We start from the raw sequence: 25205 nt of genomic DNA, 5'->3' as shown, positions 1-25205 counted from the left end.
CGCCGACGCCCGTCTGTTGTCAAAGAATTTGCAACAGGCTACGGGGAGCGTGGAGGCACAGCGAGAGAAATAAAAGCTGCGAGAGGTCTTCAGAAATCGCAAACAGCGCCCTGAACCACTCAGGGCGCTGCGTATATCAGGTAAAGCGCAGGGATCAGGCGTCTTTATCGCCCAGCAGTACCGATTCCAGCGCTATCTTAATCATATCGTTAAAGGTCGTCTGACGATCGGCGGAAGAAACCTGCTCGTGAGTACGAAGATGGTCGGAGACGGTGCAAATAGTCAGCGCTTTCGCGCCAAATTCCGCGGCCACCCCGTAGATCCCGGCGGCTTCCATCTCAATGCCCAGGATGCCGTATTTTTCCATCACGTCGAACATTTGCGGGTCCGGGGTATAGAACAGATCGGCAGAGAAGATGTTGCCAACCCGGGTATCAATGCCCAGCGCTTTTGCCGCATCAACGGCGTCACGCACCATGTCGAAATCGGCGATAGCGGCGAAGTCGTGATCCTTAAAGCGCAGGCGGTTCACCTTAGAGTCGGTACAGGCGCCCATGCCAATCACCACGTCGCGCAGCTTCACATCCGGGCGTACCGCGCCGCAGGAGCCGACGCGGATGATCTTCTTCACCCCGAAGTCGGTGATAAGCTCTTTGGTGTAGATAGAGCAGGAAGGAATGCCCATTCCGTGCCCCATCACCGAAATCGGACGGCCTTTATAAGTACCGGTGTAACCCAGCATCCCGCGAACGTTATTCACTTCGCGGATATCGTCCAGAAAGGTTTCGGCAATATGCTTCGCGCGCAGCGGATCGCCCGGCATTAAAACAACGTCAGCGAAGTCGCCCATTTCCGCATTAATGTGTGGCGTGGCCATAGAAAATTATCCTTATCAACAATTCAAAATGAATTAAAACAGAGCCTTACCGTATTCCATCTTCGACACGCCAAAGTACCCGGCAAGGGTTTGCCCGATGTCAGCAAAGGTGTCGCGATGGCCATAAGAGCCGGGTTTAACCTGGGGGCCGTAGACCAGTACCGGAATATGTTCGCGGGTATGGTCGGTGCCCTTCCAGGTGGGATCGCAGCCGTGATCGGCAGTCAGAATCAGGATATCGCCCTCTTCCACCAGCGCCATCAGCTCCGGCAGGCGGCGGTCGAACAGCTCAAGACCTGCGGCATAGCCTGCCACATCGCGGCGGTGGCCCCAGGAAGAGTCGAAATCAACGAAGTTGGTAAAGACAATGGTGTTGTCCCCGGCCTGTTTCATCTCTGTCAGCGTAGCGTCGAACAGCGCATCCAGACCGGTAGCCTTCACCTTTTTGGTGATCCCCACGTTGGCATAGATATCGGCGATTTTCCCGACAGACACCACCTGGCCCTGCTTTTCATCCACCAGCTTTTTCAGCACCGTGGGCGACGGCGGCTCTACCGCCAGGTCGTGGCGATTACCGGTACGCTCGAAGTGACCGGCCTTATCGCCAGTGAAGGGGCGTGCAATGACGCGGCCAATGTTATAGCCCCCTTCAGTCAACTCTTCGCGGGCGATTTCGCACAGTTCATAGAGTCTGTCGAGACCAAAGGTCTCTTCATGGCAGGCAATCTGGAAGACCGAATCGGCAGAGGTGTAGAAGATCGGCTTGCCGGTCTTCATGTGCTCTTCGCCCAGTTTATCCAGAATCACGGTGCCGGAGGAGTGGCAGTTGCCAAGATACCCCGGCAGATTCGCGCGTTCGACCAGCCTGTCCAGCAACGCCTGGGGGAAGCTGTTCTCTTCGTCTTTAAAGTAGCCCCAGTCGAAGAGCACAGGCACACCGGCGATCTCCCAGTGACCGGACGGCGTATCTTTACCGGAAGAGAGCTCATGAGCCCAGGCGTAACCGCCGATAATCTCGGCATCGCCATCCATACCGGCCGGGATTTTCCCGGTAACGCCTTCGCCAGCCTTCGCCAGCCCCAGACGGGTCAGATTCGGGAGATGCAGCGGCCCCTGACGGCCGTTGTCGGCCTTACCTTCAGCGCAGGCCTGCGCGATGTGGCCCAGCGTATCCGAACCTGCATCACCAAAGCTGTCGGCATCCTCAGTGGCGCCAATGCCAAATGAATCCAGCACCATAATAAATGCACGTTTCATAGTTATCTCCTGCGTTAACGCGCTCATTACCCTAAATAATTCCTGCTACAGGAAGGCGGCAAGTGAACGAGCTCCCGGGAGCATAGAAGACTATGTGACCGGGGCGAGAGAACGCAGCCAACGCATCTGTAGCCTGAAGTATGACGGGTACTGGCTTACGACAAAAAAGCGATCGGATCAGTATACCCCACCTTAGCGACCAATCCTGCGATAAATCACCGGCGTCGGCTGATATGCCTGTTCCGTGATGCTAATAGCGGCTTTCACGCTGTCGGCGGCCGCCTGCCAGTCGTCCTCGCTGGCGGCATGTATCACGGCCAGCGGACGCTGACTGTCCACCCGCTCGCCCAGAGTCACCATCCGGTCCAGCCCCACGCTGTAATCAATAGGATCCTGGGCCCGACGCCGTCCGCCGCCCATACCAACCACCGCCATCCCCAGCGCCCGGGTATCCATGGCGCTAACCACGCCTTCGCGTTCGGCATAGACCGCCTTGCTGAGAGTGGCCGACGGCAGGTAGCGGTCGTAGTGGGTAATAAAGTCAGTTGGCCCCTTTTGCGCCGCCACCATCTGTGAGAAGCGCTCCGCCGCCTGGCCGTTATCCAGCACAGCCTGCAGCTTCATGCGGGCCTCCTGCTCATCCTGCGCCAGCTGGCCGGAGATTAGCATCTCGGCGCACAGCGCCATCGTCACCTCCAGCAGGCGCGGGTTACGATACTCGCCGGTCAGGAAGCGTACCGCTTCCCGCACTTCCAGGGCATTACCGGCGCTGGAAGCCAGCACCTGGTTCATATCGGTCAGCAAAGCGGTGGTCCGCACGCCTGCGCCGTTGGCGACGCCGACAATAGCTTCAGCCAGCAGTTGCGAACGCTCAAACGTCTCCATAAAAGCGCCGCTGCCCACTTTCACATCCATCACCAACGCATCCAGCCCTTCCGCCAGCTTTTTAGCCAGAATCGAGGCGGTAATCAGCGGAATGGAATCCACGGTGGCGGTAATATCCCGGGTGGCGTAAAAACGCTTGTCCGCCGGGGCCAGCGAGCGGGTCTGGCCGATAATCGCCACTCCCACTGAATGAATAATCTCCCGGAATCGCTCGTCATCAGGGAAGATATCAAAACCCGGAATCGCCTCCAGCTTATCCAGAGTACCGCCGGTATGCCCCAGGCCCCGCCCGGAGATCATCGGAACGTAGCCGCCACAGGCGGCCACCATCGGCCCCAGCATCAGAGAGGTCACATCCCCCACGCCGCCGGTGGAGTGTTTATCCACCACCGGGCCGTTTAGCCCCTGCCAGTCAAGCACCGCGCCGGAATCGCGCATCGCCAGCGTCAGAGAGACCCGTTCGGTCATCTCCATATCCTGGAAGAAGACAGTCATCGCCAGAGCTGCAATCTGCCCTTCGGTAATGGTGTTGTCACGGATACCATTAACGAAGAAGCGGATCTCTTCGTCGCTAAGCGGCTGGCCGTCACGTTTCTTACGAATAATTTCTTGAGCGAGGAACACGGTCACTCCTTGCAGCGTTAAGACAATGATCGGCGGTCGGGAAACCGCCGGATTTGCGGATTAGTAGCCGCTCACACTCTTACCGTCGCCATGACCCAGCGCGTTAAGCAGGCTGGCGAGCAGGCTGGAGGCGCCGAAGCGGAAGTGGCGGCTATCGGCCCAGTCGGCACCAAACAGTTCATCAGCAATGCCCAGATAGAAAGCGGCATCTTCAGCGCTACGTACGCCGCCGGCCGGCTTAAAGCCCACGCTCTTCGCCACCCCCATATCGCGAATCACCTCCATCATAATGCGCGCGCTTTCCGGCGTGGCATTGACCGGCACTTTACCGGTAGAGGTCTTAATAAAGTCGGCACCGGCGCGAATCGCAATTTCAGAGGCCTTGCGAATCAGGCTCTCTTCTTTCAGCTCACCGGTTTCAATAATCACTTTCAGCAGCACGCCAGCCTCAGCACAGGCTGCTTTACAGCGTTTCACCATATCGAATCCGGTCTGCTCATCGCCGGCCATCAGGGCACGATACGGGAAAACCACATCTACCTCATCGGCGCCATAGGCGATTGCGGCGCAAGTCTCTGCCAGCGCAATCTCAACGTCATCATTGCCGTGGGGGAAGTTGGTCACGGTCGCGATGCGAACATCCGGCGTTCCCTGAGCCTTCAGGGTTTTCCGGGCAATGGGGATAAAACGCGGATAAATGCAAATAGCCGCAGTGTTGCCCACCGGCGTTTTCGCCTGGCGGCACAGGGCGATGACCTTTTCATCGGTATCATCGTCATTAAGGGTGGTCAGATCCATCAGCTTCAGCGCGCGCAGGCTGCTGGCGGTTAAATCGGTCATGGTTTTCTCCAGTAAAAATTGACGGCATCCCGGGCCGGAAACGCAACACCAGAGGCGCGGTCAGGTTCTGAAGTGAGCTCACCGCCGACAATGTTAAAATGCTAACATTCCGCTACCTGCTGTTTTGTGTTTTATTTCACAAAAGCCAAAGATGATATTGCAGCATATTGGGAAGTATATGTGATTAACTCTACAAAACAATCCCCATCAGGCGCCGGAAAACGCACAGGCGGCCGGGTTTATCGCCCGGCCGCCTGCGGTAAGAATGTTATAATTATAACATTCCGAGTGGATTACAGCGCCAGGAAGATCCCGGCAATGGTGGCGCTCATCAGGTTCGACAGCGTTCCCGCCGCCACCGCTTTAAGCCCCAGTTGAGCCACTTCATGACGCCGGGTCGGAGCCATGCTGCCCAGACCGCCGATCAAAATAGCGATAGAAGAAAGATTAGCAAAACCACAGAGCGCGAAAGAGATAATCGCCTTGGTGTGATCGGAAAGTACCTGTAGCCCTGCCGCCGCTACCGTGGCGTCATCCTTCAGATATTCACCAAAATTCAGATAGGCCACGAATTCGTTGATAATCAGCTTCTGTCCGATAAAGGAGCCCGCCACGGTGGCTTCGCTCCAGGGCACGCCGATAAGCCAGGCCAGCGGCGCGAATACCCAGCCCAGAATCAGCTGTAGCGACAGTTCCGGATGGTTAAACCAGCCGCCAATCCCCGACAGCATACCGTTCAGCAGCGCAATCAGGGCAACGAAAGCCAGCAGCATAGCGCCGACGTTCAGCGCCAGCTGCATACCCGATGCCGCCCCAGCCGCCGCCGCATCCAGCACATTGGTAGGGCGATCGGGATCGTTTTTCAGCGTCTCAGGATCCGGCGCATCATGCGGCTTTTCGGTTTCCGGGATCATCAGCTTGGCAAACAGCAGCCCACCCGGCGCCGCCATAAAAGAGGCGGCGATCAGATATTCCAGCGGTACCCCCATCTGGGCATAACCCGCCAGTACCGACCCGGCCACGGAAGCCAGACCGCCACACATCACGGCGAACAGCTCAGAGCGAGTCATGGTGGCGATGTAGGGGCGCACCACCAGCGGCGCTTCGGTCTGCCCCACGAAGATGTTAGCCGTGGCAGAAAGCGACTCGGTACGCGACGTCTTAAGCACCATACGCAGGCCGCCACCGAGGATCCGAATCACCAGTTGCATAATACCCAGGTAATAAAGCACGGCAATCAGCGACGAGAAAAAGACGATGATCGGCAGAACGCGTAGCGCAAACACAAAACCGCCGCCGCCGAACAGTTCAAACATTTTGTCGGACGCCAGCCCACCAAACACAAAGCTGATGCCATCGTTACCGTAGGAGATAACTTTAGAAACCCCTTCCGACATCGCCAGCAGCACCCGGCGCCCGGCAGGGACATAAAGAATCAGCGCCCCAATTCCCACCTGAATAAGCCAGGCCCCCAGGACAGTGCGCAGATTGATCGCCCGGCGATTGCTGGACAACAGAACGGCGATCAGCAGCAGCGCCACCATGCCGATTATTCCCATAAGGATTTGCATACAGATTCCCTGCCCCAAAAATTAAAAAGAGAAGCCATGACAGACGGGGCGAATTATAACGGTGGGGAATAATTAAAGATCTACACACATCACGGAATAGTGCAGCAATTTACATAGTAAGATTTTATAAAGTGACGAAGATCACGCTTTACCATCAGGATAGCGCAAACAACCGACTGGCGTTTTCGAATAACGCATCGGCAATTTGTCGGGGAGATTCGCTGCGCAGCTCACAGAGCGCCCGAAAGACCTCCGTGACCTGTTCCGGTCGGTTGGGCTGCCCCTGCCAACCGTTGAGCGGCATATCGGGTGCATCGGTCTCCAGCAGCAGCGCATCGAGCGGCAGCGTCGCCATCACCGCGCGGGTCTTACTGGCCCGGGGATAAGTAATGGTGCCCCCTACGCCGATGCGGTAGCCCAGCGATACAAAATGCTGAGCCTGTTGCAGGCTACCGGAAAAACCGTGTACAACGCCCGCCCGCGGTAGCGCCATGCGACGCAGCAGGGCTGCCAGTTGGTCGTGGGTTCGGCGCGAATGCAAAATCACCGGTAGATCATAATGTTTTGCCAGCCGAAGCTGAGCTTCCAGCAGCGCCATCTGCCTGTCAAACTGCGGCTCGGGAATATAGCGATCGAGACCAATTTCGCCAATCGCCACCAGCCCGGAAGGGCGCTGGCTCAGATGCAGCTCCAGCAATGCCAGTGCCGTATCATCGTGCTGCGCTACCCACACCGGATGCAGCCCCAGCGCGGCATAAATCGCCGGATGCTGACAGGCAAGCGAAAGCACATCATCGAAGCGCGAAGCGCACACCGCCGGAACAATGACGCGCTCAACGCCAGCCCTGGCGGCCCGGGCCAGGCTTTCCGTTTCATCCCCCTCGAAAGGGGGAAAATCGAAATGGCAGTGAGTGTCGATAAAGCGCCAGTTCACGCCAGATCCTCGTTGTTAAAGGCGGCATCATTGGCCTGCGGCACCGCGATATCATTGGCTGCGGGCGTCATCAGGGATACCGCTTCCGGCAGCGCCGCTGGCGCAGACACCACCGGCGCGCTAAAGCGACGCAGCGGCGGCTTACGGGCCAGCATGCGCCCGACTGTCGCCAGAAAGTAGCGCCCGCACTGGCGGCCCAGCTTATAGTCGCTGCGTAGCGCCACCTGGCGGCTGCCTAAGGCAATGCTCTTCAATGGCCCGGGCGGGTAAATTTCGAAAATGCGCAGGTCACCAGGCGGTTTATCGATGAACTTCTGGATGGCCGCATAGCTGGTTTCATGATGCTGCACCAGGTTGATCAACGGCTTCAGGCTTCCCTCTCCCAACCAGCGCTCCATGCGCCGAAACCACTGGGGCGTATAGTACATCTGGGAAGGAACGGTGCGGATCACCACCAGCGTTTGTGCGCCGCGCTGCGCCGCCTGGCGAACCGGAATCGCATCGCTGATTCCGCCATCCTGGTAGCTAAAGTCACCGAGCTGAACGCCGGTGCGGTAGAAGCCGGGAATCGCGCTGGAAGCGCGAATCACATCGAGCCAGTTACCGCTGTCAGGCGCGAAGTAATCCGGCGTGTAGTCGTTATCGCTGCGGCAGGCGCACATATAGAACTCACGACCGGCGTCGAACAGCCGTGCGGCATTATCCATAGCCAGCGGCATCTTCCGGGAGGTGGCATCCACCAGCCAGTCGAGATCGATCAGATTACCACCGCGCACAAAACGCAGCGGATTAAAGAATTCGCTGCGCGTCGTGTAGCGGGTAATGACTCGCCGGGCATAGCCGGGCTGGCGGCAGACAAAGGCCGACAAATTCTGAGCACCAGCCGATGTCCCGAAATAAAGATCGAACGGGTCGAAATTAGCGTCCAGGAATTCGTCCAGCACGCCTGCGGTAAAGATACCGCGCTGACCGCCGCCTTCACAGACCAGCGCCAGTTTACCGGGATGAAAGGGTTTTAACGCCAGCGGCGCAATATTGCCGAGCGTTACAGGTATTCTCTGCCCCACCGCTGCTTTCCTGAAGATATTATCGTTATGGACGATCATTCTGCATTCAGAACAAAATAGCCAGCCCGAAGGCTGGCTATTTTGTTACAAATACCTGGCCCGGGCTAAGGGCGCCTGCGCCCCATAAAAAGGCTAACCAGGAACAGGATAACACCGACCACGAAAACAATTTTTGCGGCGCTTGCCGCCGCACCCGCCAGGCCACCAAAGCCCAGAGCTGCCGCAATCAGTGCAATAATCAGAAAAATAATGCCCCATCGAAACATACACAGCTCCTTTTAGTTGGATATCTAAGTGGTGACAAATCGCTCTCGAGTGGGAAGACTCCCGTTACTGACGCTTTTCATGCCGCCCTGAATCAGGGTATTACGGCTGAACTTTCAGGTCGTTTTTCACGCTTTTCACGCCTTCAACGGCCTTTGCAATACTCTCGGCCCTGTCGGCCTGAGCCTGGGTTTCTACGTTACCGGTCAGTTGCACTACACCGTCGGTGGTTTTGACTTTCACATTGCGTGAAGGCAACCCATCATCCGCCAGCATTTTGGCTTTAATTTCGCTGGTGGTGGCGGTATCGCCCGCATAGCCTTTCAGGCTCTGGGCCTTGCTGTCTTTCACATGCAGCTTATCGCTCACCGAGGTCACGCCCTCAATCCCTTTCGCCAGTTGCACCGCTTTTTCAGCTTCCGCCTGGCTGGTCACGAAACCGCTTAACGTCACCACTTTATCGTCGGTTTTCACCGAAATATCGCTGCTTTTGATCGCTTCATCGTCTACCAGCGCCGCCTTCACCTTTGCGGTGATAGCGCTGTCATCCATGAAGTTACCGACTTTTTTCATCGAACTATCGATTTTCTGCCCTGCACTCTCGGTGCCAGACTGGACCTTGTTCGCCGCATCGCTCTGCGCCATGGCAGAGCCGCTCGCCAGAACGGTACCCAGTACCACGGCCAGTAGCGTTTTAGAAATCATCGGATTATTCATCGGTTCACTCCTGTTTTTGCTTATCCATCAGAATCTAACTTTATTAAATATAGACGAGCAGAATAAAAGCGCATGGAGATAAACCTGAAAACGGCAGTATCACCAGGGAATTAGGAGTATTCTTTAACCAATTAATATTTCAGAAGAATTATGGAGCGCAGCCAAAATGCCGCGCTCCAGTCAGGCGGGCTTAGTGTTCGCGGGTCTTGCGGAAAGTGACGTCAGGATAGCGTTCCTGGGTCAGATTCAGGTTAACCATGGTCGGGGCGATATAGGTCAGGTTATCGCCGCCGTCCAGTGCCAGCTGCTGCTCGTTCTTGCGCTGGAACTCGTCGAATTTCTTCGCATTATCACACTCGACCCAGCGGGCGGTGGCGACGTTTATCGACTCATAGAGTGCCTCAACGTTGTATTCGCTCTTAAGACGCGCCACCACCACATCAAACTGCAGCACCCCTACGGCGCCCACGATCAGATCGTTATTGGCAACGGGACGGAACACCTGCACCGCGCCTTCTTCCGAAAGCTGCACCAGCCCTTTGAGTAACTGCTTCTGCTTCAGCGGATCGCGCAGGCGAATACGGCGGAACAGTTCAGGCGCAAAGTTAGGAATGCCGGTGAACTTCATCGCCTCACCCTGAGTAAAGGTGTCGCCAATCTGGATAGTGCCATGGTTATGCAGGCCGATAATATCGCCGGGATACGCCTCTTCCACGTGGGCGCGATCTCCCGCCATAAAGGTCAGGGCATCGGAAATCACCACATCCTTACCGGTACGCACCTGGCGCAGCTTCATGCCTTTCTCATAGCGGCCGGAAACCACGCGCATAAAAGCCACGCGATCGCGGTGTTTGGGGTCCATATTGGCCTGAATTTTAAAGACAAAGCCGGAGAACTTCTCTTCACTGGCCTCGACCGTACGGGTATCGGTCACACGCGGCATCGGCGCTGGCGCCCACTCCACCAGGCCATCAAGCATATGATCAACGCCGAAGTTACCCAGCGCGGTACCGAAGAATACCGGCGTAATGTCGCCGCTCAGGAACAACTCTTTATCGAATTCGTTGGAAGCCCCCTGCACCAGTTCCAGCTCATCGCGCAGCTGCTGCGCCAGATCTTCGCCCACGGCGGCGTCCAGCTCGGGATTATTCAGCCCCTTAACGATACGCACTTCCTGGATGGTGTGCCCCTGGCCGCTCTGGTAGAGATAAGTCTCATCCTTATACAGGTGATAAACCCCTTTAAACAGCTTGCCGCAGCCGATTGGCCAGGTAATGGGGGCGCAGGCAATTTTCAGCTCGCTTTCCACTTCATCCAGCAGTTCCATCGGATCGCGGATATCACGGTCCAGTTTGTTCATAAAGGTGATGATCGGCGTATCGCGCAGACGGGTAACTTCCATCAGCTTACGGGTACGATCCTCAACCCCTTTCGCGGCATCAATCACCATCAGACAGCAGTCCACCGCCGTCAGGGTACGGTAGGTATCTTCCGAGAAGTCTTCGTGCCCGGGGGTATCAAGCAGGTTGACCAGCGAGTCATGATAGGGAAACTGCATTACCGACGTGGTGATAGAGATACCACGCTGCTTTTCCATCTCCATCCAGTCCGATTTAGCGTGCTGACTGGCGCCGCGACCTTTAACCGTACCCGCGGTCTGAATCGCCTGTCCGAACAGCAGTACCTTTTCCGTAATGGTGGTTTTACCGGCGTCCGGGTGAGAGATGATGGCAAAAGTGCGGCGCTTCGCCACCTCTTGCAAATAAGGAGACAAGGTCATAGTTCAGTCTTCAGGTTGCGGCGCGCGGTTTCTGTTCGCGCGCAGGGTATTCAAGAAAGTGGGGCAATTTTACTCATCACCGCGGGTTAGACAATTATTCATTACACTATTCTTCATGGCACAGCAGCGCTTCCAGCTCCGGCAGCGAAGCAACCTGCCAGTCGGGACGAATGCCTTCCGGCAAGGGGCGGTGTTGGGCATTCAGCCAGACGGTGGAAAGCCCGGCATTCATACCGCCCAGAATGTCTGATTCGGCGGTATCGCCGACCATCAGCACCCGCTCCCGGGAAGGTTCGCCCATACGCGCCAGCGCATGGTCAAAAATTTTGCGATCCGGTTTGGCAACGCCCACCTCTTCGGAAATCACCAGCAGATCGAAATAGTCCTTCAGGCCAGTGCGGGACAGACGACGATTTTGCAGTGCGCTAAACCCGTTGGTGATAATGCCCATCTTCGACTGACCTTTCAGGGCGTTAAGCAGTGAGACAGCCCCAGGTAGCGGCGTACAAATCTCGGCCATCGCGTTCAGAAAGGCGTCATTCAAATCACTGGCCGGTACCCTCAGGCGATCGGCCCACCCCTGGAAGCGCTGATGCTGCAACTGTAAAGCGGTGATGTTACCGTTCTGGTAATCAACCCAAAGCGGTTTATTAACGGCCTGGTAATCCTGGTAGTCCTCTGGGGTAAAGGTCACGCTGTAGTCAAGAAACATGCGCTGTAGCCCGCCAAAGGAGTCGAAGCTGAACAGCGTTTCATCAGCGTCAAAGAGTATCCAGTCCCACTTCATTTACATCACCTTTGTTGTTATTTAGCCCAGCGGCAGGGCCATAATAATGGCGTCCTCACGTCCGTCTGTGGTGGGATAGTAGTTGCGGCGTACCGTCACCTCATTAAAGCCGAGGCTTTCATAGAGTGCGATGGCGGCGACGTTAGACGCGCGCACCTCCAGCCACAGCGTAAGGACATCGCGTTGTTCCAGTTCACCGATCAAATGCGTCAGTAACTGACGGCCAAGCCCGCGCCGCTGCCAGGCGGGATCGACCGCGATATTAAACAGCGTAGCTTCGTCCAGTACCACCTGGGTAATGGCGAATGCCGCCATCTCGTCATCCACATTGAGCCGGAAGTTGAGATAACGTTCACCCTGATTGCTTGCGAAAGTTTTTTCGCTCCATGGGAAGGCGTGGCTGCGCTGTTCAATGGCCCAGGCCTGCGCCAAATCCTCCGGATTAAGGGAAGAGATCCTGTTCATGTTCACAAATCTGACGCCAGAGCGCGATACGCGCCGCAACGTTATGAAGAAGCTCGTCGAAACCCGGTGAAGAGAGCTGGACGCCAGGCAGCGTCAGCGGCGCTTCCACGCCCAACCGCCAGCTATTGCAGCGGCTCCCCTCAGGCAGCAACGCCGCACGCTCTGGCGTAAGCGGCAGCACACTGGCCTCCGTTAGCATCAGCGCGCGCAGCACGTCCTGAATCAGGGGATCGGTTAATGCGGGCGGCTTATCAGCCACCATCACCAGGCGGATATGTTCGGGGATTCTGAGCGCGATTTCGCCCTGCAACACCGCGGGGCGTCGAAGCCGCCACTGGGTGATCCCCAGTTGCGTGAGCTGCCTGTCACGTCGGGATGTCATCACGAAATCTGCTCCAGTCACCAGAAGGCCGCAAATATAGCAAATTCATCGAATCCCCGCCAACAGATGCCGCTTCCGGCGCGTTGGGGTTATAATCCCCGGCCAACTATGAGAAGGAGTCGTTTTATGTCCGCCTGGTGCCCCGCAAGCGAAGTCGTGCTGCGCCACAGTGATGATTTTACCCACCGCCGCGTGCTGTTCGCAGGCGATCTCCAGGATACCCTGCCAGCACAGATCGAAACGGCCCAGAGCCGGGTGTACGCCTGGCAGTACCACCACTGGCAGCTACTGAGCGCGCAGATGGATGATCGCGCCCGTTTTGGCCTGCAGGCCGATGCCGATGCCATCGGCGACAGCGATACGCTGGTCTACTACTGGCCCAAAAACAAGCCCGAAGCCCAGTATCAGCTAATGAACCTGCTGTCGCTGCTGCCGGAAGGATGCGATATTTTCATCGTCGGGGAAAACCGCAGCGGCGTGCGCAGCGCCGAACAGATGCTGGCGGACTATGCGACTTTGAATAAAGTGGACAGCGCCCGACGCTGCGGCTTCTACTATGGCCAGCTCGAAACGCGCCCGGCTTTCGACCCTGAAGCCTGGTGGGGCGAGTATCACCACGACGGCATGACCATCAAAACCCTGCCCGGCGTCTTCAGCCGCGACGGGCTCGACAGCGGCAGCCAACTGCTACTCTCCACCTTTATGCCCCATACCAAAGGTAAAGTGCTGGATGTAGGCTGCGGCGCCGGGGTACTCGCCGTTGCGCTGGCGCGTCATTCCCCCAAAGTGCGTCTGACCCTGTGTGACGTTTCGGCCCCGGCTCTGGCCGCCAGCCGCGCGACGCTTGCTGCAAACGGTCTGGAAGGCAACGTACTGGCCAGTAATGTGTTGTCCGACGTACAGGGGCGTTTCGATATCATCCTCTCCAACCCGCCGTTCCACGAAGGGCGCGAAACCAGCCTGGAAGCTGCTCGTCAGCTCATCCGTCACTCCGTACGCCACCTGAACAGCGGCGGCGAGCTCAGAATTGTCGCCAACGCCTTCCTGCCATATCCGAATGTGCTGGACGAAGTTTTCGGCAGTCACGAGGTGCTGGCCCAGAACGGACGCTTTAAGGTATATCGCGCCATATATGGCCGCGGCGCCCGCCGTTAACGTTTTTTGCCCAATGTGCCGCTTTTTGCACCATTCAGCATGACGGCACATAATTAACTGTTGACGACGGCGATAAAACATCTAGAATGCGCCCCCGTGGTTGCGAGATTTCTCGCGCTGTGATGCGAAGGTGGCGGAATTGGTAGACGCGCTAGCTTCAGGTGTTAGTGTCCTTACGGACGTGAGGGTTCAAGTCCCTCCCCTCGCACCAACAACCACAAGATATCGTTAGCAGTACCTGCGAAGGTGGCGGAATTGGTAGACGCGCTAGCTTCAGGTGTTAGTGTCCTTACGGACGTGAGGGTTCAAGTCCCTCCCCTCGCACCACTGCGCGGGCGATATCACATCAGACAAACTGTGCGAAGGTGGCGGAATTGGTAGACGCGCTAGCTTCAGGTGTTAGTGTCCTTACGGACGTGAGGGTTCAAGTCCCTCCCCTCGCACCAGTCTCTTCCTGATTTTTCTCTTATTTCCCCAAAATCCAAACGCTTTTTCATGCCCTTCCCGCTAATGGCCGGAAAACGCTGCGCTATGCATCAGCACAGGCACCATTCCCATCGCGACGACAATGCAGGATGGCAACAGCAGATAGTGGCGCAGCCGCCGGTGGAACAGCATCGCGACGGTCGCCACCATCGCCAGCGCCATCAGTAACCGCCAGGTGCCAAACGAGAGATCGCCCAGTATCAGCCCCGACGCCACCAGAACGCCAGAAAACAGGCCAGCCCAACCGCTTTCCAGACCCCGTTGCAACATATCGACTATTCCAACAATTGATAATGATAACCAGTATCATATGGTAGTATTTCTCATTTGTCAGCCCACTTTTTTCTTCTGCTATCACCATTTTTTGATGCTACGCATGCCTTCCAGGAAATCCCTTGCCATCGGTTATAGCGATGATTAAGATTGGCAATCATTATCATTTAGATTGGCAATTCGCCTATGTCACTACAGAGCACGCACATTGCGCAGCCGGGGATCTGGCTGCCGGAACAGACAGGCAGGATGCAGCCGCTGGCCGAAACGCTTCGTGCCGCCTTTAGTGAACAGCGCCCGTGGTTTAATGAGACCATAACTCTGTTGGACCAGCTTCCGGCAGAGGGAATGACGCTGAGCGAATGGTCCCGCCCTGCCACCCTCGAAGCCCTGATGGCAAGCTACGCGCAACATATCTATCGTAACGACCCGGATGCGCAGCGCCAGAATAAGCCACTGGCCTCTCTCTGGGCGCAGTGGTACATCGGCCTGCTGGTGCCCCCACTAATGCTGGCGCTGTTCCATTCTGGTAAAGCGCTGTCAGTCGCCCCTGACGCCGTACACGCCGTCTTCCATGAAACCGGCCGCGTCGCCCACTTCCATCTGCACGTTCGCGAAAATCGCCAACTCACGACACTCTCGTTTGAGCAGCGCCTGGAATCACTGTGGATGGATGGCATTCTGCCGGTCGTCAGCGCTCTGGAAAACAGCGGCGGCGTTAGCGGCAAGCTAATCTGGAGCAACACCGGCTATCTGGTGAACTGGTTCCTGGGCGAAATCCGTTCCCTGCTGGGCGATGAACAGTATCATGCCCTGCGCCAGCGCTGCTTCTTCAGCAAACAGTTAAGCTGCGGTCGCGATAACCCGCTGTTTCGCACCGTCGTTCCGCGCGACGGCCTGCTGGTACGCCGCACCTGCTGCCAGCGCAACCGACTGCCCGGTGTCCAGCAGTGCGGCGACTGCACCCTGAAATAATCCCCTACATACAGAAAGCTCTGAATTCCCGGTCGCTATAGCAGTCCTGGCGGTTTACAGCCCGCTCTCCCTGTGACAGATTATCAGGCGCATTTATCAGGAGAAGATTAATGAGCCTGCAATCCGTTAGGCAGTTTTTTGCCGACAATGCCCCCGATATTGAAATCATTGAACTGAATCAGAGTACCGCTACTGTCGCACTGGCCGCCGTCGCTCATGGTGTAACGCCCGGGCAGATCGCCAAAACACTCTCACTCAAAGTAAAAGACAATGTGGTACTGGTCGTCGCGAAAGGAGACGCTCGCCTCGACAATAAGAAGCTAAAGTCCTTTTTTGGCGCCAAGGCCCGGATGCTGAGCAGCGATGAAGTGGTGACCTGGACCGGCCATCCGGTGGGGGGCGTCTGCCCGTTTGGGCTGGAGAATCCGCTACCGATTTACTGCGATGTTTCCCTGCAACAATTTGCTGAAGTTCTCCCCGCCGCGGGCGCCATCCATAGCGCCGTACGTATATCGCCTTCCCGGCTTGCGGAGCTCACAGAAGCCACATGGGCCGATCTCTGTCAATGACTGTGCTGCCGTGACGCCGGGGTTACGCCCTGCTGGCCAGAAATCACCATCCCCCGGGTTTCCCGGCCAAAGGCCACCAGCAGGCAGATAAGAATCGCCACCGTCCCGGCCACAATGGCCATCGCCAGACCATAATCGCCACCGTGGCGTTCGGCGATGGTCGCCTGTAGCGTCGCATTCACCGAAGCAATCAGGTTACCCAACTGGTAAACGAAGCCAGGCAGTACGGCACGAGCATTAGCTGGTACCAGCTCATTCAGCCAGGTCGGTACCACGCCCCAGGCGCCCTGGACCATAAACTGCATCAGAAAAGCCCCCAGCCCGATGGTAAAAGAGCCGCTGGAAAAGGCCCAGAGCGGCAGTACCGGCAACGCCAGGAATGCGGCCACCATCATCGCCTTCTTGCGACCAATGCGCTCAGACACCGAGCCAAACAGAATACCGCCCAGCATGGCGGCGATATTGTAGAAAATGGCAATGGTACTGACGGTATGGGGATCGAAACCGTGCTGCACTTTCAGGAAGGTGGGATAGAGATCCTGAGTACCGTGACTGAAGAAGTTGAAGCAGGCCATGACCAGCACCAGATACAGGCAGAGCTTCCAGTGACTGCGTAGCGTTGGCAGCAGCGCCGCGCTCTCTTTACGTTCGCGCGCCGCCAGCCAGACCGGCGATTCCGGTACCTTAAACCAGATATAGGGCAGCAGGACAATGGGCAATGCGCCAATCAGGAACATCCCGCGCCAGCCCACCAGTGAATAGAACAGCCCAAAAATCACCGAAGCCAGCAGATAGCCGCAGGGATACCCGGCCTGAAACAGGCCTGACATCAAGCCGCGCGAGCGGTCGGGAATGGTTTCCATCGCCAGCGAGGAGGCAACGCCCCAAATACCGCCCATGGCAACGCCGTAGATCACCCGGAACAGCAGAAAAGCGGAAAAGGTGGGCGACCAGGCCGAGAGCAGCTCGAATACCGAAAAGCAGGCAACGTTAAACATCATAACCGGCCGTCGCCCGAACTTTTCGGCCAGCCGACCAAAGATCAGCGCGCCGATAGGTCGCACCGCAAGGGTCAGCATAATCGCCAGCGAAACATCCGCCACCGAAGAGTGGAAATAGCTGGCTAAATCACTCAGCACAAAAACCAGTATGAAGAAATCGAAGGCATCCAGCATCCACGCGGAAAAGCTGGCCATCGCGACATGACGTTGCGTTGACGTCCAGGTAAGGGGAGTAAACATAGGGTATGTCCTGTCTTGCAAACACCGACATTGCGGTAAAAGAATGGCTCGCGTTTTTTGAGTCAGGCAAGGAGAGATCGGGGCAGTCCCTGTCGCGGAGGCAACGCCAGCCCAGTTAACACATGTTTTCCATATGTTAATTATTTGTTTATATCAGAGCCGCATGCTGAAATAACCCGCAAAATGGTTTCCACTTGTAATAATAGCAAGCTAAATATTTCATTTACAATTTATTATTCCCCGCCCATAAAAAAGCCCCATTTAACAGGTAAACGGGGCAAGGGGCTTACAACAGCCATTGCTCTGCAATCACAACCGGCACCTGCCGGTTACGGTCGGCAACGGTCTACTTTTCCAGAGATTCCAGCGGCTGAACGTTCAGCTCACGCATACCGCGGGGGCTGTTGATCCAGGCATACATCTCGGCATTACTGCGCAAAGCCAGACGACGCATAGCGCTATTTTTCTGAGCGCTAACGGTCTTATTACTCTTTTTCAGCAGACCAGAAATCTGATTGATACTCCATCCTTTTGCCATCAGCCGTAAAACCTGGCGCTCCGAAAGCGTTAACGGCTGTCGCCCCTCCTGAGTAGCGCCATCAACCTCACCCAGGTAGTTCCCTGCTTCACCGCTGTGAATACGATTCTGAATCTCTGCCAGAGTAAAGGTGTTCGGCAGCAGCAGGCTACCCGGCCACAGCAGCTGTTGCATCGCGGTAAAGCGAGCGAAATGAGGTATCAGAAAGACCCAGGAGATATGATGGCCCGTCTGATACAGAGTTCTCAGCTGCTGAAAATCCTGCTCAATTTCAACGGCATCTCCGGTCAGATCAATGACCGCCAGTGTCGCCTTCTGCAATAACTGCGGCGTCACGGCCTCGTGGCTTTCAACGATATGTATAACCGTCTGCGGATCGAGTCCCTGGAGCCCCTGTTCCAGACCCGCCGCCATCGCGGGGTAGCGGCTAAAAATAATCGCATTCTGATGACGTCCCTGTGACATCGTTAACTCCTCCCGTAATTTATTTTGCTGAAACTGCTAATAACTGCTCCTTTCGTTTTTCTGCAGTGCAGTAACAAAAGTGTTTTATTTTCAACAGTAAAAAGGTAACGTTCGGGCCTGCACAACACGAAGAAAATTCTTAGTACCCAGACCGCATTTATCTTAATGAGTAGAAAATTCTTAATATTCCAAAAGACAGCGAAGGAATATCAATTACTGATAAAATAATACTGTTATGGTTTAGCTGTCAATCCCGCTGAAATCTTAAAAAGGTTTATTATTGTTTCTTAAAAAAATAAAGAAAAGTAAAAAACATTATTTTATAAAACATCAACTTGATTAATAATATAAGAAAGTGAGGTTTAATATCAAAGTGCTCATCCCCGGCAGGTAAACACCAGAAAAAACCATGTAATTCATATCGATAGAAGAATCACCACAGTACTCCCCCAAGATGAGGACCTGGAATATTCTCTCTTTGTTGACCTCATTCTGATAAGCATTTTGAGACTATACGAATCTGATATCATAACTTACCGAGAAAGAATGATAATTTGGTTAAAAGACGCCTGTCAAAACGCAGTTACCTGTGAACCAACCAGTACGAAACATAAGCCAGACACGATGCAAACACCAAAGATGTTCCCGTATTCGGAGATGCCCAGGAAATTTCTACACCTCATACCGAAAAGCGCCAGCCAGTAGCCGAAGCCAGATTCTCCTGATTACCTGGAAATAACTTACTGGCGACAGAAAAAGTCGTTATCCCTGACTGCCTGGCGATATCTTCACTGTTTCAGGTCTGTCTAAGGTCAGGCAACGGCGCCCATACCGAATCCCCTTACAGCCAAAAGTTATGGTAGGTCCCAGTGTAATACCGCCGCCCGGGTAGTAGTCCTGCATCACGCCGGACATATCATTTCCGACCGCATACAGATTCACGTTTGTCGCTTTCACTTGTTTATCGCATCGACGCTGCGATAATCGCGCTATCTGACGGCATGAATGGCAGAAATGTGACGAATGAAGCAAATCCCGGCGCATCAGCGCGACCTGATAGCTGACCAACAGAAAGGGCTGGCGCTGATTCATCTATTTTCCAAAGAGACGCCCGGACTCACTGTCCCCCGGGCGATCGACTGTGGCTGATTTCGCTGGGCCCGGACGAATGAGAGACCTTTTTGCGCCGGGTGCGGCCTCAGCCCATCACGCCCTATACCCTGAGCGATATTCTCCGGTTGATGCCGGTCATCGCCGCCATTCGCGAGCAGGGCTATGCCACTATCAGTAAAGAGTTTGAACCGGGTATGCTGGGGTGGCGGCGGTCCCACTGCTCGACCGCCAGGGCAGGTTCTGGAGCACCCTGAGCCTGACCCGCCGCCAGTCGCGCACCACCCCACCGTCGAGGCGATGTGTCGCGATCGCTTCGATCTGCTCTATGAAGCCCAGGCCATGCTCAGGGCATGACCGAAAGTACAAGGAGACACCGTGGAACATCGGGATATCTATCTGCCCGGGCCCTTTGATGAGGCCACCGCTACGCTAAAAGAGAAGATTTTTTTCAGCGCCATCGCCCTGTTCGCCGAATATGGCCTTAACGGCGCGCGTATGGAGCAAATTGCGGAAAAAGCCGGTACCACCAAGCGAATGGTGGTTTACCATTTTCAAAATAAAGAGCATCTCTATATGCAGGTGCTGGAGTATGTCTATACCCGGATTCGCGGCGCCGAGCACCAGCTTAATCTGGCGCAGCTGCCGCCGGTCGAAGCGATGGTGCTGCTGGTGGAAACCACCTTCGATTACCATGCCGATAATCCCGATTTCATACGGATTATCAGCATGGAGAATATGCAGCGCGGCCGATATGCCCGGGACTCTGCCCGGCTGAAAGAGGTGAATCGCAGCGCCCTGACGCTACTGGACGATATTCTGCAGCGCGGCCAGGCGAAACAGCTGTTCAGCACCGCCGTCACCGCCCGGGACGTTCACCGCCTGATCAGCAGCTTTAGCTTCCACTACGCCGCTAACAGCTACACCTTTGCACTGCTGTTTGAGGAAGGCAGCGACGCCGCCGCAATGCGCGCCCACTACCGTGCGATGGCGGTGCGGGTGGTTCTGCGCTATATCTGTCCGTAACGGACGGCGCTTTTGCGAGCCTTGTCGCAATGGATTTATGTTATGATACGCCACCGTTCCTCTGCCCCGTTGGGCAGTCCTTCATGCTTTCTGAGATGGTGTTATGTCTGCCAAAATCCTGACTTCCGATGTCATCGGTATTGACGCGTTCCGCCAGGATCCTGAAGCGGCGCTGGCCACATCCGGACAGGGTGCCGTTGCGGTCTTCAACAATAACGCGCCTGCCTTTTATGCTCTGACTGCCGGACGGCTGGCGGAGCTGCTGGCGCTGGAGGCGCGACTGAAGCGCCCGGTGTCCGATGTAGCGCTGGAAGAGACGCTGTTTGAGGAAACGCCCGTAGCGGCCCCTATTGCGCCGCCCATGGGCAAATTCGCCATCTATCCGGACTGGCAGCCGGATCCCGAATTCCAGCGCCTGGCGGCGCTGTGGGGCATTATGCTACGGGAGCCGGTGACCCCCCAGGAGCTGGCCTCCTTCGTGGCATACTGGCAGGCGGAAGGCAAAGTCTTTCACCACGTGCAGTGGCAGCAGAAACTGGCGCGCAGCGTTCAGATCTCCCGGGCCGCAAACGGCGGATCGCCCAGGCGCGATGTGAATGCCGTATCGCAGCCTGACGACAATATTCCTGACGGATTCCGGGGCTGACTATGAAAAATACTGCCGCACTGATGGCCCGGCTGAAAAAGATGATGCCGGCCAACGTAAAACCCGCCTTCACCAGCGGCGAAGAGCTACTCGCCTGGCAACAGGAGCAGGGTCGCATCCGCTCTGCCGCCATCGCCCGGGAAAACCAGGCGATGAAAATGCAGCGCACCTTTAACCGCTCCGGCATTCGCGAACTGCATATGAATTGCTCGTTCGACAACTACCGGGTCGAATGTGAAGGACAGATGAAAGCGCTGGAGCGGGCGCGTAAATACGCCGCCGAATTCGACGGCAATATCGCCAGCTTCGTCTTTTCCGGACGCCCCGGCACCGGCAAAAATCACCTGGCGGCCGCCATCTGCAACGATCTACTGCTGCACGGCAAGACAGTGCTGATTATCACCGTGGCCGATATTATGTCGGCCATCAAGGGCACTTTCGGCGGCGGCGATACCACCGAAGAGCGTCTGATCAACGATCTGAGCAACGTCGATCTGCTGGTGATCGACGAGATCGGTATGCAGACCGAATCACGCTATGAGAAGGTGATCATTAACCAGATCGTCGATCGCCGCTCCTCTTCCCGCCGCCCTACCGGCATGCTAACTAACCTGAATATTAATGAAATGAACACGCTGCTCGGCGAGCGGGTGATGGACAGGATGCGTCTCGGTAACAGCCTGTGGGTGATCTTTAACTGGGACAGCTACCGTAGCCGGGTCACCGGTAAAGAGTACTGACCTTTTTCCGGAAGATTCAGAATCGGATTTCGCCATAAGGCACAGACGCTATACTGTGCCCGGCAACGAGGAATAATAAGGAGAACGAAATGAAGTTTATGGCAAAACGGGCGGTCTATGGCGCAGCGATGGCCACGATGCTGGTTGCAGGCAGCGCCAGCGCCGCCAACTGGCAGGATCAACTGTCCAGCGCGGCAAACGAACTCTCCAGCCAGAGCGGCTCCCAGGGCGGTGCTTCCCTCTCCCAACTCACCGGTCTGCTTAACGGCGGCAACCAGGCGCTGAGCTCCAACAGCATGACCAACGCCGCGGGCGTCATGCAGTACTGCGCGAAGCAGAAGCTGGCTTCCGTAACCAGTACGGACAACATTAAGAGCCAGTTGATGAATAAACTGGGCCTTGAGGATACCCAGAAACAAAATCAGCAGCAGGACTATCAGCAGGGCCTGCAGGGTCTGTTGAATACCGGCAACGGCCAGCAGCTCAATCTGGAAAGCCTGGGGAATTCCCAACTGGCGGAAAAAGTAAAAACCAAAGCCTGCGATCTGGTGCTGAAGCAGGGTAAGCAGTTCCTTTCCTGATTTTTTAGCCAGCAAAAGCGGCGGCCACCCGGGCCGCCGCTTTTAGTTAAACCAAACTTAAACAAAACTTAATTATTTTCTACGCCCGGCGTTATTTTTTACGGAACCGGTTACGGCCCTTTGGGCCTGAGAGCCTGCGCTTATTCACTTCCCGAAAATGCTTCACGAAACAAAAAAGCGCAAACGCCAGTAGCGCAATAAGACTGACGATTGAAAGCATCATACTGTTATATCCACCTAAAATGGGGCAAGTCAGGGTAAAACCAGAGCTGTCATGATTCACACACTCTTTATCGTGAGATTTTCCTTAAATATGACCTTGCTCACATCGGCATTGTCTTAAAAATACCTTAGATAACCTGATGACAGAGATAAAACTTTCGGAAATGGCACAAAACATCGCTGTTTGTTCTCAACTCAGGGTTTATCCCTGTTTTCCTGCTCCGGGTATCGGATGTGATCCAGATCGAGGCTGGCGATGAATCAACCAATTCTGAAGACCTGCACACTATTTTGACAGTAGAATTGCAGCTATGTGACAACGACGGTACATTGTTGCGCGTCTGAACTTGTCCAACTCAATCCTGGTTATCTTAAGAGGATGTTCCTTTGCCAGAAGTGCTTTCATTAGGACTCTTTGTTGCGTCCATTGCTATCTATACGCTTAAAGCGGGGCGCAATACCCTGTGGTTCGCCGCCATTCTGGTGGTGCTGGGCGTGTTCGTCATTCTGAATTTGACTCTTTACGCCAGTAACTACTTCACCGGCGACGGGATCAACGATGCCGTGCTCTATACCCTGACCAACAGCCTGACCGGCGCAGGCGTCAGTAAATATATTCTGCCCGGCATCGGTATTATTGCGACCCTGGTGGGGATGTTTGGTCTGCTGGCCTGGCTGCTGCGCCGTCGCTGGCACCGCCCCCACCACTTTGGCTACAGCCTGCTGGCCATGGCGCTGGCGCTGGGCTCCGTAGATGCCAGCCCGGCATTCCACCAGATTGCCGCCCTGGTGAAATCCCAGACCAGCGATGGCGATCCCGACTTTAAGATCTACTATAAAGAGCCGCCGAAAGAGATAGCCAATCCGAAGCTCAACCTGGTCTATATCTATGGTGAAAGCCTGGAACGCACCTACTTTAATGAACAGGCGTTCCCGAATCTGGCGCCAGAGCTGAGCGCCCTGAAGAAACAGGGGCTGGACTTTAGCCATACCGAACAGCTTCCCGGCACCGACTACACCATCGCCGGTATGGTCGCTTCTCAGTGCGGTATTCCACTGTTTGCTCCGTTCGATGGCAACTCGGCCTCTTCCATGTCGACCTTCTTCCCGCAGAATACCTGCCTGGGCGATATCCTGAAGAACTCCGGCTACCAGAACTACTTTATTCAGGGCGCCAACCTGCGCTTTGCCGGTAAAGATGTGTTCCTGAAATCCCACGGTTTCGATCACCTTTACGGCTCCGAAGAGCTGAAAACCATGGTGGATGACCCCGAATACCGCAACGACTGGGGATTCTACGACGACACCGTGCTGGATGAGGTGTGGCAGAAATATGAAGAGCTGTCGAAGCAGGGCAAACGCTTCTCACTGTTTACCCTGACGGTGGATACCCACCATCCGGACGGCTTTGTTTCCCGATCCTGTAAGCGTAAAAACTACGATCACGACGGCAAGCCCAATAAGACCCTGAGCGCGGTCGCCTGTAGTCAGGAACATGTGGCGCAGTTGATCGAGAAGATCAAAGCTTCACCGTGGTTTAAAAATACGGTGATCGTGGTCTCTTCCGACCATCTGGCCATGAACAATGGCGCCTGGAAATACCTGAACGAACAGCAACGCAATAACCTGTTCTTTGTGATTCGCGGTGACCAGCCGGAACAGAAGCAGATCGCGACCAAACGCAACTCCATGGATAACGGCGCCACGGTGCTGGATATGCTGGGCGGTGGCAACTACCTGGGGCTGGGGCGTAGTAGCCTTTCCGGGCAGTCGATGTCGCAGGTGTTCCTGAACACCAAAGAGAAGATCCTGGCCTGGAAACCCTCCGTGGTACACCTGTGGAACTTCCCGCGTAAGATCGACCGCTTTACCCTCGATCGTACTCAGAATAACGTTAGCTTCTCAGGCTCCACCTTCCGGCTGCCGCTGTTGCTGAAAGTGGGTGACAAGCGCGTTGAGCCGAAGCTCGAAAACGAATTTTCCGATCCTCTGCGCATTCAGCTGGCAAATTTCGCGCCGAACGATGACTTCGTCTGGTTCGATACCTGCTACAAGATGGGCCGTCTGTGGGATCCGCAACTCAGCCTCTCCACCGATCTGTGTATGGCTCAGGGCCAGTTGGGCGGTGAGCCGCAGATTACCCGAATAGAGCAGGACAAATGGCAGGGTAAGGTAGCCATTAAGCAGAGCGTGATTGATAGCGATCGCTACCAGCACACCGTCGATCTGCTGAAGGCCAATGATAACGACATCCGCTATCAGTCTGACAGCTTTGTCTTTAACGTGCCCGGCGCGCCGGAAGCGGTAAAACAGTTCAGCGGTATTTCTCGCCCCGAATCCTGGGGCCGTTGGTCCAACGCCAATCTGGCACCGGAAGTGAAAATCGAATACCACCAGCCGCTGCCAGAGAAATTCTCGCTGGTCATTACCGCTAAGGCCTTTGGCCCTAACGCCAATAAGCCGATTCCGGTAAGGGTGGGCGACAGCGAACAGACGCTGACCCTGAATAAAGAAGTTAGCACGACCACACTGCACTTCACCAACCCGGGTCACAGTAAGGTGCTGACCATTACGCCGCCGGAGCCTCAGGACTCCAACGAAGGGAATATCCTCGGCCACGCGCCGCGTAAACTGGGTATCGGGATGGTCGATATCAAAGTAGTGAAAGACGCGGGTTAAACACCACAATGCTCCCCATCAGGCCCCGCTCATCGGGGCCTTTTTATCA

General features: G+C 55.7%; 25 protein-coding genes, 3 tRNA genes and 1 pseudogene. 13 read left to right on the top strand and 16 right to left on the bottom strand.

The window, feature by feature from the left end:
* Positions 1–154 precede the first annotated feature (154 nt).
* The 13 genes from deoD to SCU88_RS03595 form a co-directional block, all read right to left on the bottom strand.
* The gene (deoD, locus tag SCU88_RS03655; protein WP_138095663.1) at positions 155–877 is read right to left on the bottom strand and encodes a purine-nucleoside phosphorylase; all 723 of its coding nucleotides are present in this window, start codon (positions 875–877) and stop codon (positions 155–157) included.
* A 33-nt stretch (positions 878–910) separates the two neighbouring features.
* Positions 911–2134 carry a phosphopentomutase gene (deoB, locus tag SCU88_RS03650; protein WP_175340358.1) on the bottom strand — a complete coding sequence of 408 codons (1224 nt, stop codon included), beginning with the start codon at positions 2132–2134 and terminating at the stop codon, positions 911–913.
* A gap of 192 nt (positions 2135–2326) precedes the next feature.
* Positions 2327–3643, bottom strand: a complete 1317-nt coding sequence (gene deoA, locus SCU88_RS03645; RefSeq protein WP_175340359.1) for a thymidine phosphorylase — start codon at positions 3641–3643, stop codon at positions 2327–2329.
* Positions 3644–3703: 60 nt separating this feature from the next.
* Positions 3704–4483 (bottom strand): deoxyribose-phosphate aldolase, encoded by a 780-nt coding sequence (gene deoC / locus SCU88_RS03640; RefSeq protein ID WP_138095660.1) that lies wholly within the window; start codon positions 4481–4483, stop codon positions 3704–3706.
* 293 nt (positions 4484–4776) lie between these two features.
* Positions 4777–6054 (bottom strand): NupC/NupG family nucleoside CNT transporter, encoded by a 1278-nt coding sequence (locus SCU88_RS03635; protein ID WP_175340360.1) that lies wholly within the window; start codon positions 6052–6054, stop codon positions 4777–4779.
* A gap of 154 nt (positions 6055–6208) precedes the next feature.
* Positions 6209–6988 carry a TatD family hydrolase gene (locus SCU88_RS03630; RefSeq protein ID WP_175340361.1) on the bottom strand — a complete coding sequence of 260 codons (780 nt, stop codon included), beginning with the start codon at positions 6986–6988 and terminating at the stop codon, positions 6209–6211.
* Positions 6985–8055, bottom strand: a complete 1071-nt coding sequence (locus tag SCU88_RS03625; RefSeq protein WP_175340362.1) for a patatin-like phospholipase family protein — start codon at positions 8053–8055, stop codon at positions 6985–6987. Before SCU88_RS03625 ends, SCU88_RS03630 begins: the two co-directional genes overlap by 4 nt.
* A 104-nt stretch (positions 8056–8159) precedes the next feature.
* Positions 8160–8321: a DUF1328 family protein gene (locus SCU88_RS03620; protein WP_138095656.1), complete on the bottom strand. Its 162-nt coding sequence runs from the start codon at positions 8319–8321 to the stop codon at positions 8160–8162.
* Positions 8322–8421: 100 nt separating this feature from the next.
* On the bottom strand, positions 8422–9036 hold the full coding sequence (osmY, locus tag SCU88_RS03615) for a molecular chaperone OsmY (RefSeq protein WP_138095655.1): 615 nt from the start codon (positions 9034–9036) through the stop codon (positions 8422–8424).
* A gap of 190 nt (positions 9037–9226) precedes the next feature.
* Positions 9227–10816, bottom strand: coding sequence for a peptide chain release factor 3 (gene prfC, locus SCU88_RS03610; protein ID WP_138095654.1), 1590 nt, complete (start codon positions 10814–10816; stop codon positions 9227–9229).
* A 106-nt stretch (positions 10817–10922) separates the two neighbouring features.
* Positions 10923–11603 (bottom strand): pyrimidine 5'-nucleotidase, encoded by a 681-nt coding sequence (gene yjjG, locus SCU88_RS03605; RefSeq protein ID WP_175340363.1) that lies wholly within the window; start codon positions 11601–11603, stop codon positions 10923–10925.
* Between the two features lie 21 nt (positions 11604–11624).
* Positions 11625–12068 carry a ribosomal protein S18-alanine N-acetyltransferase gene (gene rimI / locus SCU88_RS03600; RefSeq protein ID WP_175340436.1) on the bottom strand — a complete coding sequence of 148 codons (444 nt, stop codon included), beginning with the start codon at positions 12066–12068 and terminating at the stop codon, positions 11625–11627.
* On the bottom strand, positions 12046–12450 hold the full coding sequence (locus SCU88_RS03595; protein ID WP_175340437.1) for a DNA polymerase III subunit psi: 405 nt from the start codon (positions 12448–12450) through the stop codon (positions 12046–12048). The genes rimI and SCU88_RS03595 overlap by 23 nt, the downstream gene beginning before the upstream one ends.
* Positions 12451–12576: 126 nt before the next feature.
* Between SCU88_RS03595 and rsmC the strand changes: the two genes are divergently transcribed.
* The 4 genes from rsmC to SCU88_RS03575 all read left to right on the top strand — a co-directional run bounded on the left by rsmC (position 12577) and on the right by SCU88_RS03575 (position 14051).
* Positions 12577–13605, top strand: coding sequence for a 16S rRNA (guanine(1207)-N(2))-methyltransferase RsmC (gene rsmC / locus SCU88_RS03590; protein ID WP_175340364.1), 1029 nt, complete (start codon positions 12577–12579; stop codon positions 13603–13605).
* A gap of 124 nt (positions 13606–13729) precedes the next feature.
* Positions 13730–13816 (top strand) — tRNA-Leu (locus SCU88_RS03585).
* A 29-nt stretch (positions 13817–13845) separates the two neighbouring features.
* Positions 13846–13932, top strand: a tRNA-Leu gene (locus tag SCU88_RS03580).
* A gap of 32 nt (positions 13933–13964) precedes the next feature.
* A tRNA-Leu gene (locus tag SCU88_RS03575) sits at positions 13965–14051 on the top strand.
* 61 nt (positions 14052–14112) lie between these two features.
* Here the strand turns inward: SCU88_RS03575 and SCU88_RS03570 are convergent.
* On the bottom strand, positions 14113–14361 hold the full coding sequence (locus SCU88_RS03570) for a DUF1435 family protein (RefSeq protein WP_138095650.1): 249 nt from the start codon (positions 14359–14361) through the stop codon (positions 14113–14115).
* 189 nt (positions 14362–14550) lie between these two features.
* Between SCU88_RS03570 and fhuF the strand changes: the two genes are divergently transcribed.
* Entirely contained in the window at positions 14551–15339 is a 789-nt protein-coding gene (gene fhuF / locus SCU88_RS03565) for a siderophore-iron reductase FhuF (protein WP_175340365.1), read from the top strand.
* A 110-nt stretch (positions 15340–15449) separates the two neighbouring features.
* Positions 15450–15908, top strand: a complete 459-nt coding sequence (locus SCU88_RS03560) for a YbaK/EbsC family protein (protein ID WP_175340366.1) — start codon at positions 15450–15452, stop codon at positions 15906–15908.
* On the opposite strand, the gene SCU88_RS03555 is transcribed toward SCU88_RS03560, so the two are convergent.
* Both SCU88_RS03555 and SCU88_RS03550 read right to left on the bottom strand, forming a co-directional pair.
* Complete coding sequence (locus SCU88_RS03555; protein ID WP_175340367.1) at positions 15902–17149, bottom strand: MFS transporter; 1248 nt, start codon at positions 17147–17149, stop codon at positions 15902–15904. The two genes, SCU88_RS03560 and SCU88_RS03555, sit on opposite strands and share 7 nt — an antisense overlap.
* Positions 17150–17495: 346 nt before the next feature.
* Positions 17496–17723 (bottom strand): annotated as a pseudogene (locus tag SCU88_RS03550) (helix-turn-helix domain-containing protein); the annotation flags it as partial.
* A 1452-nt stretch (positions 17724–19175) separates the two neighbouring features.
* Here SCU88_RS03550 and SCU88_RS03545 point away from each other — a divergent pair.
* The 7 genes from SCU88_RS03545 to opgB all read left to right on the top strand — a co-directional run bounded on the left by SCU88_RS03545 (position 19176) and on the right by opgB (position 25156).
* Positions 19176–19301 carry a hypothetical protein gene (locus SCU88_RS03545; RefSeq protein ID WP_431810085.1) on the top strand — a complete coding sequence of 42 codons (126 nt, stop codon included), beginning with the start codon at positions 19176–19178 and terminating at the stop codon, positions 19299–19301.
* Positions 19302–19427: 126 nt separating this feature from the next.
* A complete protein-coding gene (locus SCU88_RS03540; protein ID WP_431810084.1) occupies positions 19428–19619 on the top strand; it encodes a hypothetical protein in 192 nt (63 codons plus the stop codon).
* A gap of 21 nt (positions 19620–19640) precedes the next feature.
* Positions 19641–20288: a TetR family transcriptional regulator gene (locus tag SCU88_RS03535; protein ID WP_175340369.1), complete on the top strand. Its 648-nt coding sequence runs from the start codon at positions 19641–19643 to the stop codon at positions 20286–20288.
* Between the two features lie 103 nt (positions 20289–20391).
* A complete protein-coding gene (gene dnaT, locus SCU88_RS03530) occupies positions 20392–20934 on the top strand; it encodes a primosomal protein DnaT (RefSeq protein ID WP_138095643.1) in 543 nt (180 codons plus the stop codon).
* A 2-nt stretch (positions 20935–20936) separates the two neighbouring features.
* Positions 20937–21674, top strand: coding sequence for a DNA replication protein DnaC (gene dnaC / locus SCU88_RS03525; protein ID WP_138095642.1), 738 nt, complete (start codon positions 20937–20939; stop codon positions 21672–21674).
* A gap of 89 nt (positions 21675–21763) precedes the next feature.
* Positions 21764–22255: a DUF2501 domain-containing protein gene (locus SCU88_RS03520; protein WP_175340370.1), complete on the top strand. Its 492-nt coding sequence runs from the start codon at positions 21764–21766 to the stop codon at positions 22253–22255.
* A 609-nt stretch (positions 22256–22864) separates the two neighbouring features.
* The gene (opgB, locus tag SCU88_RS03515; protein ID WP_175340371.1) at positions 22865–25156 is read left to right on the top strand and encodes a phosphatidylglycerol--membrane-oligosaccharide glycerophosphotransferase; all 2292 of its coding nucleotides are present in this window, start codon (positions 22865–22867) and stop codon (positions 25154–25156) included.
* Positions 25157–25205: the final 49 nt, after the last annotated feature.

The sequence above is a fragment of the Jejuibacter sp. L23 genome, assembly GCF_050815825.1.
GTDB classification, from domain to species: Bacteria; Pseudomonadota; Gammaproteobacteria; order Enterobacterales; family Enterobacteriaceae; genus Jejubacter; species Jejubacter calystegiae.
The sequence above is the reverse complement of the archived record's forward strand: the minus strand, read 5'-3'. Positions and strand labels throughout refer to the sequence as shown.